This window comes from Verrucomicrobiota bacterium JB022 (assembly GCA_030673845.1).
Taxonomy (GTDB): domain Bacteria; phylum Verrucomicrobiota; class Verrucomicrobiia; order Opitutales; family Oceanipulchritudinaceae; genus WOUP01.
This window is the reverse complement of the sequence record JAUTCQ010000006.1, coordinates 178,691-189,907: the sequence shown is the minus strand read 5'-3', so window position 1 is coordinate 189,907 and position 11,217 is coordinate 178,691. Positions and strand designations below refer to the sequence as shown.

The window sequence follows — 11,217 nt, the reverse complement described above, 5'->3', positions numbered from 1 at the left end:
GCCATTCTCGTGGCGGCGAGGTCAGCGCCTCGCCAAAGAACAAGCTTACTCCGCCGCCGGAGCCTCAAACGCATTCAGCGCGCTCAGCTTCATCCACTGGTCATACTTCGTGACGTAGGCCCAACGAGCATTCGGGCTAGTGGCAGCGGTATCCAGGGCGATCCAGTCAAAGCCCTCCGTATACAGCCACGGGTAGGTGCTCTCGTCGGTAAAGAACCAGCGGTTCGCGCTCTGGTCGTACCACCAGAATCCACCATTGGCGAACTCAGCAATATAGACCCAGCCATTGCCTTCCCACTTATACCACGGGGCCTGGTTCACCCGGAACTTGCCGAAGGGCGGGGCCATATATTCGCTGCCCTCACGATAAAGCGGAAAGGCATGCAAGCCCGCCATGGCGAGGTCGTCACCATAGATCGAATCCGGAGCACCCAACGACTCGATCCACTGCAGGCCTTTGGACTCGAGAGTCATGGCAGAGGCAACCCTCACGGTGCCATCGATCTGGCTGTTGGAATAAGGGGCGCAAGGCTCGCCCGTGTCGTCAACACCATCACAATGAGAGGAATAACCGAACACCAGCCAAGTGTCGTGGAGCCCATAATAAGGCTGGCAGTAGTCATACCCGTCGGTGCGGACGACGACGCGATTGTTTTCAAACGCCTGATCTTCCGCTTTCCACGAAGCCTGCAACTCGAGAGTCACATACTGGACGGTATGCTCCCAATCGCCCGGCCTCGACTCGACCGAGACGGTTTTGACCACACGACCGAAGAACACTGCGTCAGCAGCCTCATACGCTTCGGCGGGCGTTTTCGGGTCGCAGATAAATGAAAGAGCCTGTACCGGCACCGCAAACGCTGCCACCAAAGGCAACAGTGCAGAAGAAGGAATATGCGAAAGCAGCTTCATAATTAAGTCCAAGACGTTTCCAAAAACTGAGGGCGATGTAGCAAACCCGGCTAGACATAGCGAGGCAGACCTACCCACGCATCGCATCTATTTTACGTGATGATACAGCCAGAGACATCCGCTGATCTCACAACCCCGCGCTCAAATCAGCTACTCCCGGCCCGTCATGAGCTGCGAGGGGCAAAAGGGCGGGGCCTGATCAAACCGCAACCTGCGCACCCCCACCGTCGTTGGCCGATGGTCATCTTCCCACCGCACACGACTCGGCCGCAAGTGCATTCAATAAGACAAACGAACGCATTCATGTTAACCAAAGTGTCGCCCGGCGATGATCCAGACTTGCCAACGCGGCGTGAGCTTGGGTAGGTATACAGTAGAGCCCGGTGGGTTGACGACAGATGCCGAAAAGAACGACGATTCGCGATATAGCTGGCAAGACCGGCTACCATTACACCACCGTTTCGCTGGCGTTGCGAGACCACCCGTCGATTCCCGAAGCGACGCGGGAGAAAATCAAGGAAGCGGCGGAAGAGCTGAACTACCGGCGCGACCCTGTCCTCTCGGCCCTCATGGCCCACCGTCAGCAGAGCGCCCGCCAGGGCATGCCCCGCTCGTCCCTCGGCTGGGTGCAAGACCCACAGGCGCAGACCCCGTGGGACCTCGCCGTGCTGCAAGGCCTGCTCCAGCGCTCCGAAGCCCTTGGCTACCGCGTCGTGATGCTCTCGCTGGAGGGCGACTCGCCCATGCGCCGCGCGGCCGACCTAGAGGCCAAGGCCGTCGAAGAAGGCCTCAAAGGGCTGATGATTTCCGAAGAGCACTACCGCGAACTGAAGCCCCTGCAGCCGCCGGTGCTCGACCGCCCGCTCGCCACCTGGGGCTGGAACGCCGACTCGACCGACGCCCTGGTCGGCTGGAGCGGCCGCCTCGACCTGCAGGCCCTCGTGCGCCAACTCCGCCGCCAGGCCTACCACCGTATCGGCTGGGTCGTGCCCGCCGCCGTGCGCCCCATGCTGCCCGAGAGCGCCTTCGAGCTCAACCCCCTGCTGCTGGAGACCTGGCAGCCCGGTGCGTTCCGCCACTGGGCCCAGCGCACCCTCCCCTGCGCCATCGTCAGCGCCTACCCGGAAGCCGCAGCCGAGGCCGAAAAGCTCAACCTGCGCCCCGGCAAAGAACTCGGTTTCATCACCCTCGAAGCTCGACGCAAAAGCGACACCCACGCCAGCTGGCAGATCCCGGCCGACGAGATCGGCCGCGCCGGAGCCGACTGGCTCGACGCCCAGATCGTGCGCCTTGGCTTTTCCAGCCTGCGCGGCATGGCCTGCCTCGGCCTGCGCGGCCACTTCCTCCCCTCCACCAGCCTGCCCGAGATGAACGGCCTCCACATGTGGAAACGCTGGCAAACCGCCCTCGAGCACGGAGAGGCCGCCGGTAACAGTGTTTTAACAAATCGCTAACCGACCTCATCCTTTACTCTTTAGGGGAATCAGCCGATGATGTATCCCTGTGAGCTCCGGTGATGCAAACCCGCCCGCAGAGGCCCCGCTGATTCTGGTCGTCGACGACAATGCTCCCACCCGGGAGTTTTTGACCGACCTCCTGGAATTCAACGACTTTCGCGTCATCGATGCACCGGACGGCGCCGCCGCACTCCACCGCGCCGCCCACGAGCAGCCCGACCTTATCCTGCTCGACATCCTCATGCCGGGCGACGACGGCTTTGCCGTCTGCGAAAAACTCAAGGCACTGCCCGCCACCCAGTCCATCCCCGTCGTCTTCATGACGGCCCTGCGCAAGACCGACAACAAGGTGCGCGGCCTCTCCGCCGGCGCGGTCGACTACCTCATCAAGCCGCTTGAGCCCGCCGAAGTGCTCGCCCGCATCCGCACGCACCTCAAGGTCCGCCAGCTCCAGCAAGTCCTCCAGCGCCAGAACCAGTGGCTGGAGCAGCGCGTGGCCGAGCGCACCGCCGAGCTGGCCGAACTCAACCGCGCGCTCCGCCGCTTCGTGCCCCACGAATTCCTCGCCTACCTGCAGAAAGACTCGATCACCAAGGTCAAGCTGGGCGACCACGTACGCCGCGAGATGACCGTCATGTTCTCCGACGTGCACGGGTGGACGCAGCGCTCCGAACGCCTGACCCCCGAGCAGAATTTCCAGTTCATCAACGGCTACTTCAAGCAAGTCAGCCCCGTTGTGCGCAGCCACCGCGGGTTTATCGACCAGTATTACGGCGACGGCATCATGGCGCTCTTCGACCACGCGCCCGACGACGCCGTGGCCGCCTCGGTCGAGATCTTCCAACGCCTGGAACGCCCCGAAGCCCTCGACGCCTTGGGCGAACCCATCGAGATCGGCATCGGCCTGCACACCGGGCTGCTCGCCCTCGGCATCCTGGGGGAAGACGAACGCATGCAAGGCGCCGTCGCCAGCGACAACGTCAACCTCGCCTCGCGCCTCGAAGGCCTTACCCGCCTCTACAACGCTCGCATTATCGTTAGCGAAGAGACCTTCCTTGGCCTCCAGCACCCCGAACGCTGGCAGACCCGCTTCCTCGGGCAGATCCAGGTCAAAGGCCGCAGCCAGCCCGTCGGAGCCTACGAGATCCTCGACGCCGACCCGGAGCCCGTGCGCCTGCTCAAGCTCGAAACCCTGCGCGAATACCAGACGGCCCTCCGTGCGTTCCGCCTCGGCCACTGGGACGACGCCATCGCCCGCTTCGAAGACATCCGGAACTACAACCCCGGCGACGCCACCATCCAGCGCCACCTGGAGCAGCTTTACGAGCTGCGCTCCACCCCGATGGATGACTGGGCCGGCGTCATCCGCCTTCAGGTAAAAGGCTAAATAGGAGGGCGTTTTCCCTTAATCCTGAAGCTACCCTTCCGTTTCAAGAGGAAACCATTCTTTTGCCCCATGTATCCTGCTATCTCCGCTATCCTCCTCGGCTTCATTTTCATCTGTTTCCGTCGTTCCGTCGGTGAGTTCAAGCACACCCTCGACGAAAAGTGGGGCGTCAGCAAATGGATCGGCGGCAAACAGCACTACGTCTGCGCCACAACCTGCCTCGGCGGTGCCTTCGTGAGCTACGGCCTCGCGACGATGGTCGGGCTGGTGATGGGGTGAGGATTCTCGAGCTATCGAGAGGAGAAGGCTCTGGCCTGCTAGATCAGGCTGCATCCTGAAGGATGCCATCGCGTAGGAGCTGGTTGAGAATGCCTTTGCGTCCGACGCCGCGGATGGACCGAGCTACAATTACAACCGGGAAGGTTGTAACCAATGGGGCCAAGAGCGCCTCCAATGCAGGAAAGCATCAATGCTCTCCGAAATCATTTAAACATCTCCCCGATATGTTTCTCAAAATCCGTTCCACAGAAGCGGCATTTAACGGCTGCTGGAAGGATCAACTCCGCACATTTCGGACAAGGGACACGCTCGCCATTGCCCGGAGGCGTTGCAATCATAGACTCAGCGCTCTCCTGCGTGACCACCTTGAGTCTGGAGGGATCAAAAGTCTCGGGGCTATCCGGTATGTTTTTATCATTAGCTTGGCCTGAAACCGCCTTCGGCGTCTCCCTCGGGGTAATAGCAGCAAAGAGAATCGCTATCGGTCCGAACAAGGCTGCGATAAAGAACCACAAGCATCCATTTTGCCCCCTGCTCGTTGCAATCGGGATGGCAATAAATCCAAGCATTGCCCAAAAAAATAGCAGAACTTCCATAGCTGAACGTGTATACGAATTCTGGGTCTATCGTCCTTAAGAAGATGAATCAAGGTGAAACTCCCCAGAAGGCCCCATTCTGACCGTCACCCCTTCGCCGCGCTTGTAATCTGCGATTCAGCGGCTTAACGGTGCCGACGTGTTACCGAAAACTACCCTGAACCTCCTGAAGACCTGGGGCTGGGCGCTCCTGGGTGCCTTCGGCTTACCCTTCGCCTCTGCCGCCATGATCCTGAATAGCCCCGACGGCAACCTGGCTCTGGACTTCTACCTCGACGATGCCGGCCAGCCGCACTACTCGCTCGAACGCAACGGCCGGACGATTCTTGAAGACTCTCCCCTCGGTCTCGCCTCCGCACAGGCCGACTTGACGCACGGTTTCCTGCTCATGAGCCTGCCGGAGCCGCGCCACGTGACGGACGAATACACGCTCAACCACGGCAAACAGCGCGAGATCCGCTACGAAGCGGAGGAACAGATCGTGCGCCTGGAGCACGAAAATGGCATGCGCCTGGAGGTGATCTTCCGCCTCTCCAACGACGGCCTCGCCTTCCGCTACCGCCTGCACGGCGAGAGCGAAGAGCGCTGGCGGATCGAGCAGGAGCACACCGGCTTTGTCTTCCCCGAAGACACCCAAGCGTGGATCCAGCCGATGGCCAAGGCACAGACCGGCTGGTCGAACACGCAGCCCTCCTACGAAGAGAATTACCAGATCGGCGTGGCGCTGGACACCTTGCAGCCCTTCCAGGAGCAGCAGGCCGAGCGTGCCAAGGAGCACGGCAACCTCGTCGAATCCTACCCCTACCAAGGCTGGGTCTTCCCCGCCCTGTTCCTCGCCAACGGCCACTGGGTGCTGCTCTCGGAGGCTGCGGTCGACGGCCACTACTGCGCCAGCCACCTCGCGCAAGACGAGGCGGGCCGGGAATTCCGGATCGGCTTCCCCGACGCGGCGGAAGCCGTCAAGGGCGGCCCGGTAAAGCCCACCGCCAAGCTGCCCTGGCTCACCCCGTGGCGCCTCGTGGTGGTCGCCAACGACCTCAGCGGCATCGTCGAGAGCAACCTCGGCACCGACTTGGCGGAGCCAGCACGCTTCCCCACCCGCAACTGGATGCGCCCCGGCCACGCCAGTTGGAGCTGGGTAATGCTGAAAGACGACGCGACGGTCTACGACGTGCAACGCCGCTTCATCGACTACGCAGCCGAGATGCACTGGGACTACTGCCTCGTCGACGCGAGCTGGGACGAAAAGATCGGCTATGAAAAATTGGAAGAGCTGGCCCGATATGCTACCAGCAAAGGCGTTGGCGTGTTGGCCTGGTACAACTCCGCCGGCGACTGGAACACGACGCCCTACACCCCCAAAAGCCGCCTGTTGACCCACGAGAAGCGCCGTGAGGAGTTTGCGCGCCTGCAGGAGATGGGCATCAAGGGCGTCAAGATCGACTTCTTCCCCGGCGACGGCCAATCCGTAATGCAATACTACCGCGACATCCTGCAGGACGCGGCCGAATACGAGCTACTGGTCAATTTCCATGGCTGCACCCTCCCCCGCGGCTGGCACCGCACCTTCCCCAACCTCATGACGATGGAGTCGGTCAAGGGCATGGAATTCATCACCTTTGTACAGAGCAACGCCGATGCCGCGCCCGCGCACATGGCCATGCTGCCGTTTACGCGCAACGTATTCGACCCGATGGACTTCACGCCCATGGCCTTCTCGAAGATCCCGAATATCGAGCGGCGAACGCGCAAAGACTTCGAGCTCGCAACCGCTGTCCTCTATTATTCCGGCATTCAGCACTTTGCCGAGACCGATGTAGATATGGCGAAGCAGCCGGAATACATCCGCAATCTGTTGCGCGAGCTGCCTCGCCGGTGGGACGAAACGCGCTTTGTCGACGGCCAGCCGGGCGAATACGCCGTGCTTGCGCGCCGCGCCGGTAACAAGTGGTACCTCGCCGGGGTCAATGCCCGCGAAGAGGCCACCCCGCTCGATTACTCACGCCTGCCCTGGCTGCGCAACCTCAAGACCGCCGAAGTCTACACCGCCGATGAAGACGGCAACTTTGTCGAACCGATGGACGCGTTGCCCAAGTCGATCCCGGCGCGCGGCGGCGTCATCGCCATCGTGAAGGCGCCGAAGGAATAAACGGAAGAAAGGCAGGATCTCTCACGGAGAACACGAAGACACAGAGGTTGGTTGTCGATACGTGGCAGCACTATTTGAACCTCTCCTTTAGGGGCGTATAGTCCAAATATTTAAACTTGGTGTCTTGGTGACCTTGGTGAGAGACCTCTTTTCTCCCCTACCGCTGCTTCGGTTCTTCGATGAGTTGCTCAAGGCGGATGATGCGGAGGTCCAGGCGGGCCAGCAACTCGCTGTTGGTGCGGGCAATTTGTTTCAGCTCCAGCAACGCCGCGCCGTGTTCCTGATGTGATTGATAAAAGATACCGGCACTGAAACACGCCCCACAGAGCGCCACCGCCAGCGCGAGGGTGATGCCGGTATCCTTGTTGAGAAGCGGGGGCGGGCTCATGGCTTTTTGACGATCCCGGCGCCGAAGTAGTAGCACATGATCATGCTGGCCAGGTGCGTGTGCAGCGGCGTGATCACATAGCCGGTGACGACGGCCGAATACAGGTCGTCGCTCGGCCCCCGGAAAAACCAGAAGCCGCCGCTGCTCTTGTTGTACAGGTAGGTGGTCAGGGGCGTATGGCCGGCCAGCTGGGCCAGCGCCACAATACTGGGCACGCCGAAGACGAAAAACCCGGCGAGCAGCGCGACGCCCCGGCGCACCCATTCGCCCCCACGCGCCTGCGCGGCGTTGGCGGAGGCATCGGCGAGACCCGTCTGGCGGGCCAGCAGCTCCAGCGTAAACTGTTGCTGCGCATGTTTCTGGGCCTGGAGCTTGGTCCAGGCACCGACGATGGCACTCCCGAGCCCGGTAAGGACTTCGGAGGGGATGCCGGAGATGAGGTCGATCATGGTGGTTGAAGCAAAGTGATCAGGCAGTACGCGCAAAACGGGCGGCATAGGCATCGCGCTGCGCACCCGCCGGCAGCTCTGCCCAGGCGAGCAGCGCGGAAAGGTGGGAGAAGACGGGCAGGCCGAGGTTGCGCGCCCGGGCACAGGCCAAGGCCGCCTCTTCGCCCGCCGGCTGGAAATACGGCAAGCCCGGCAGCCGACAGTCGACATCGTGCCGGAGCACCGCCGCACACTGCCCGAGCATCGCCTCATGCCAGGCCGCCCAATAACCCGGCGCACGCGGTTGCGCAGCCTGCAGCCAATAGGCGTGGGTGGGCGCGTAGCCCTGCGCCAGCCCCGTCTCGAACAACTCGTGCGCGAGACGGAGCTGGCCGTGTGCATTGAGCGCCGGATCGCCCTCGGCTTCCGGACCGGCGAGGTAGACGAGCGGCGTCATCGCTGCTCCTCCTTTTCGCGCAGCTCGATCCAGTCGGTGATCGGGGCGTAATGGCGCGGAGCCGGCCGGGCGCGCTCACGCGGCAGGCGTTGGCGGTGCTGCCGGGCCCGCCAGTCACGCGCCGAGATGCCTTCGGAGACCCAAGGGGCCTCGGGGTTACGGAAACGGTAGAGCATGGCGGCCTAGCGTTCGGCGTTCTGCAGGCGGTTGCGCATGCGTATCATCGCGAGGCGCACCTCGTCCGCGTCGCGAAACCCCGCCTGGGTCAGGGGACGCGGCGTGTCGGGTTCGGGCTCAAGCACGGGCACCGTCGGCTCCGGCAAGGGTAGCAGGTGCAAGCGGTGGAGGTTGCGGCGCAGGATCGCCTCGATCGCGGTCAAGGTTTCGCCTACGCTGCGGTCGCCGCACTGGCTGGTATCGGGCTTGCGGGCCTGCTCGGCCAGCCCGCGGAGAAAGTGATTACGGTTCATCGTTGGAATCAGTAGAAGGTGGAAAAGAAGCGGGGGCGGGCATCAGGCCCGTATTTATTTGGTTTTTTTGTAACACAGAAGAAATGAAGGCCGCCACGTCTTGATCGCGCAGGTGCGCCAGCACCGCGAGTTGGGCGTAGAGCTTCGTCGGCAAGTGAACGGTCAGTACCACTTCGGGCCGTCCGGAATCATCAGCAACATCTTTTAGCGTTATTTTGTATGACAAATAAACCATATCCAAAGCTGTCGGAGGGATTCAAGTAATTTGTCGCATTTTAAATTTACTGTATTACACTGCCCTACATGCCGAAGAAAGACGCGGAACCGACGACGCAGCTCTCCGTGCGCATCCCGACCGCAGTGGCGGAGCGCCTGGACGAGATCTGCACCCGCACCCGGCGCACCCGCTCCAACGTGGTCAACGCCCTGCTAGAGCAATATGTGGAGGCGTATACCTCGGGGCGCGGCAGCGATATTTACCCGGACTACGCAGCGGGCCTGCCGAGCGTCACCCTGCCCCCCTTGAAGAAGAGCGGCAAGAAACCCGGCACGGGAGCCCCCCTGCCCGAAGGCACCCCTGCCGTGCACGAGCGGCGCAAGCGCTTAGGCTAAGGCGCAGGAGGCAGCACCCGAAAGACCGGCGGTCGCGAAGGGCTGGGCGGCGTCACCTCCTCTGGCGGACGGAAGAAGCCCTCCAGCTCGTCTTTGGTATAAAAATTCTGCGGCACAAAGCCCTGGATACGGCGCTCCTGCTTGAGGCTCTCGATCACGTCCGCCAGCCGCAGGATCAACCGCTCGAGGGTGATCGGCGTCAATTCCCCCCGCGCCAGTGCGCTGCAGGCCAGCGTGGCAGCCTCCACCGCCGGGTCGTGCCGCCCCGTCTCCTCCAACGCAAATGCCGCCTCCTCGGCCGCAATCCCCAACATCGCCCCCGCCCGCTCATGGCTCAACGGCTCCCGCGCCGCCCGACGCAGCAAGCCAGCCGTGGAACGATAGGAAAGGACGGAAGGATTCATGGCTGCTTCACTCATAGTGAACACGTGTATACGTATTCATGTCCGCAAAGGCAAGCCCTCCCGTGGAGAATCTTTCCGGCGTGCGGGCTGCATGCGCCTAACCCGCGTGTGAGCAACGAAAAACAATTCACCCACCACCTTTCGGACTGTCTGAAGACTTGCGGACTATGCAGTAAAGCAGGAGCGTGCGAGCTTCACCGCCGCACTTCCCATGCTTGGCCGCCTCGTCCCCGTCACCCGTAATCTCCTGCGCCAGCCCTACCTGCCCGGGCTCTTGGCGTCTACCTTTGCGCTGGGCACCGCGTTTTCGTTCGCCGCGCCCTTCATGTCGAAGTGGGGGCTGGAGGAGGTGGGGATGTCGCCCACCGGGTTCAGTCTCTTCATGACGCTCACCTCGGTCAGCGCGATGCTCACCAGTGTGATCCTCGGCGGCCTGTCCGACACGGCTTTTTCGCGGCGACAAATGCTGATCGTGGGCAGCCTGGGCGGGTGTCTCGGCTTCCTCGGCTACGCGCTGATCCGGGAACCGATTGCGCTGGCGGTCGTCGGCTGCAGCCTGCACGCGCTGGCGTCGATCTGCTTCGCGCAGCTCTTCTCCCACGTGCGCGAGATCTACCAGGGCGGCGGCAAGCCCAACGAAAGCTCCACCTTTACCATGAGCGTGGTGCGCGTCTGCTTCTCGTTTTCGTGGACCGTGGGGCCGGCGGTGGGCGCGCTGATGCTGGTCAATTTCGGGTTCGAGGGGCTGTTTATCGCCGCCTCGTGCCTCTACGGTTTTTTCCTGCTGGGCGTGTTGCGCTACGTGCCTCACCGGGAGCGGATCAAGCCCACCCAGAAGCCGCCGCCCGGTGCAGTATGGCGTAACTTGAAGCACCCGAGCCTGTTGCGGTGCTTTGTGGTGTTTGCGGTCGTCTTTGCCGCCAACGCGATCAACATGATGAACCTCCCGCTCGCCCTGACCCGCAGCCTGGGCGGCAGCGAGCGTGACTTCGGGATCGTCTTCGGCATCGGCCCGGTGGTGGAAATCCCGCTTATGCTGTGGTTTGGCCACTTGGCAGGCAAAGGCTACCAACTACCGCTGATCAAGCTGGGCGTCGGCATCACGCTGGCGTATTTCGTGGGCCTCAGCTTCGCCTCCGCGCCCTGGCACGTCTACCTGCTGCAAGTGCTCAGCGGTGCCGCATTCGCCATCCTGACCAACGTCGCGATCCTCTTTTTCCAGGACCTGATGCCCCGGCAGGTCGGCCTCGCCACCTCCGTCTTTTCCAACGCACAAGCGCTCGGCAGCCTCATCGGCATGTTCACCTTCGGGTTTATCGTGGAAGCCGTCGGCCACCAAGGCGCGTTTGTCGTCTGCGCCGGCATCACCCTCGCCGCCCTCGCCCTTATCGTTCCCTTCCGCCCAAAGCCGGTAGTGGATGTCGTGCGATAGGGGGGAGACAATGGAGTCTCTCACCAAGAACACAAAGGCACAAAGAAATGATAAAAATGACGTTTCTTTGTATCAGCTAAAGAACACTTTTCTCGGCTTTATCCCTTGGTGTCTTGGTGTCCTTGGTGAGAGCCCCCTTCTTAGTCTCCTCCAAACGGTTCTCCAACCGTAAGAATCCGCCCTTGCTCGACTTTACCGGCGGGCGGGATTTGGATACTAGGAGTGCGATTATCGCCCCCCGTTTCC

15 protein-coding genes are annotated in these 11,217 nt (G+C 62.1%); 6 read left to right on the top strand and 9 right to left on the bottom strand.

Going from position 1 to position 11,217, the window contains the following annotated elements:
* Positions 1 to 45: 45 nt before the first annotated feature.
* Positions 46 to 912, bottom strand: coding sequence for a hypothetical protein (locus tag Q7P63_04600; protein ID MDP0499362.1), 867 nt, complete (start codon positions 910 to 912; stop codon positions 46 to 48).
* Between the two features lie 398 nt (positions 913 to 1,310).
* On the opposite strand from Q7P63_04600, the gene Q7P63_04595 reads away from it, so the two are divergent.
* From Q7P63_04595 to Q7P63_04585, 3 genes are all read left to right on the top strand, one after another.
* Positions 1,311 to 2,366, top strand: a complete 1,056-nt coding sequence (locus tag Q7P63_04595) for a LacI family DNA-binding transcriptional regulator (protein ID MDP0499361.1) — start codon at positions 1,311 to 1,313, stop codon at positions 2,364 to 2,366.
* A gap of 49 nt (positions 2,367 to 2,415) precedes the next feature.
* Positions 2,416 to 3,756 (top strand): response regulator, encoded by a 1,341-nt coding sequence (locus Q7P63_04590; protein MDP0499360.1) that lies wholly within the window; start codon positions 2,416 to 2,418, stop codon positions 3,754 to 3,756.
* Between the two features lie 69 nt (positions 3,757 to 3,825).
* Positions 3,826 to 4,035, top strand: a complete 210-nt coding sequence (locus Q7P63_04585) for a hypothetical protein (protein MDP0499359.1) — start codon at positions 3,826 to 3,828, stop codon at positions 4,033 to 4,035.
* Positions 4,036 to 4,238: 203 nt separating this feature from the next.
* Here Q7P63_04585 and Q7P63_04580 read toward each other — a convergent pair whose 3' ends face one another.
* Positions 4,239 to 4,631 carry a hypothetical protein gene (locus tag Q7P63_04580; protein ID MDP0499358.1) on the bottom strand — a complete coding sequence of 131 codons (393 nt, stop codon included), beginning with the start codon at positions 4,629 to 4,631 and terminating at the stop codon, positions 4,239 to 4,241.
* A gap of 139 nt (positions 4,632 to 4,770) precedes the next feature.
* Here Q7P63_04580 and Q7P63_04575 point away from each other — a divergent pair, with 139 nt between their 5' ends.
* On the top strand, positions 4,771 to 6,780 hold the full coding sequence (locus Q7P63_04575) for a glycoside hydrolase family 97 catalytic domain-containing protein (protein ID MDP0499357.1): 2,010 nt from the start codon (positions 4,771 to 4,773) through the stop codon (positions 6,778 to 6,780).
* A 157-nt stretch (positions 6,781 to 6,937) separates the two neighbouring features.
* On the opposite strand, the gene Q7P63_04570 is transcribed toward Q7P63_04575, so the two are convergent.
* From Q7P63_04570 to Q7P63_04545, 6 genes are read right to left on the bottom strand one after another with little or no spacing between them, the layout of a single operon-like run.
* The gene (locus tag Q7P63_04570; GenBank protein MDP0499356.1) at positions 6,938 to 7,168 is read right to left on the bottom strand and encodes a hypothetical protein; all 231 of its coding nucleotides are present in this window, start codon (positions 7,166 to 7,168) and stop codon (positions 6,938 to 6,940) included.
* Positions 7,165 to 7,617 carry a hypothetical protein gene (locus Q7P63_04565; protein MDP0499355.1) on the bottom strand — a complete coding sequence of 151 codons (453 nt, stop codon included), beginning with the start codon at positions 7,615 to 7,617 and terminating at the stop codon, positions 7,165 to 7,167. Before Q7P63_04565 ends, Q7P63_04570 begins: the two co-directional genes overlap by 4 nt.
* A gap of 19 nt (positions 7,618 to 7,636) precedes the next feature.
* Entirely contained in the window at positions 7,637 to 8,053 is a 417-nt protein-coding gene (locus tag Q7P63_04560; GenBank protein MDP0499354.1) for a hypothetical protein, read from the bottom strand.
* Positions 8,050 to 8,229 carry a hypothetical protein gene (locus Q7P63_04555; GenBank protein MDP0499353.1) on the bottom strand — a complete coding sequence of 60 codons (180 nt, stop codon included), beginning with the start codon at positions 8,227 to 8,229 and terminating at the stop codon, positions 8,050 to 8,052. The genes Q7P63_04560 and Q7P63_04555 overlap by 4 nt, the downstream gene beginning before the upstream one ends.
* Before the next feature lie 6 nt (positions 8,230 to 8,235).
* On the bottom strand, positions 8,236 to 8,523 hold the full coding sequence (locus Q7P63_04550) for a hypothetical protein (GenBank protein MDP0499352.1): 288 nt from the start codon (positions 8,521 to 8,523) through the stop codon (positions 8,236 to 8,238).
* Positions 8,513 to 8,764, bottom strand: a complete 252-nt coding sequence (locus Q7P63_04545) for a hypothetical protein (protein ID MDP0499351.1) — start codon at positions 8,762 to 8,764, stop codon at positions 8,513 to 8,515. Before Q7P63_04545 ends, Q7P63_04550 begins: the two co-directional genes overlap by 11 nt.
* A gap of 62 nt (positions 8,765 to 8,826) precedes the next feature.
* On the opposite strand from Q7P63_04545, the gene Q7P63_04540 reads away from it, so the two are divergent.
* The gene (locus tag Q7P63_04540; GenBank protein ID MDP0499350.1) at positions 8,827 to 9,135 is read left to right on the top strand and encodes a ribbon-helix-helix domain-containing protein; all 309 of its coding nucleotides are present in this window, start codon (positions 8,827 to 8,829) and stop codon (positions 9,133 to 9,135) included.
* Here Q7P63_04540 and Q7P63_04535 read toward each other — a convergent pair.
* On the bottom strand, positions 9,132 to 9,539 hold the full coding sequence (locus Q7P63_04535; GenBank protein ID MDP0499349.1) for a hypothetical protein: 408 nt from the start codon (positions 9,537 to 9,539) through the stop codon (positions 9,132 to 9,134). The two genes, Q7P63_04540 and Q7P63_04535, sit on opposite strands and share 4 nt — an antisense overlap.
* A 211-nt stretch (positions 9,540 to 9,750) precedes the next feature.
* Between Q7P63_04535 and Q7P63_04530 the strand changes: the two genes are divergently transcribed.
* Complete coding sequence (locus tag Q7P63_04530; GenBank protein MDP0499348.1) at positions 9,751 to 10,971, top strand: sugar efflux transporter; 1,221 nt, start codon at positions 9,751 to 9,753, stop codon at positions 10,969 to 10,971.
* The last annotated feature ends 246 nt before the right edge of the window (positions 10,972 to 11,217 follow it).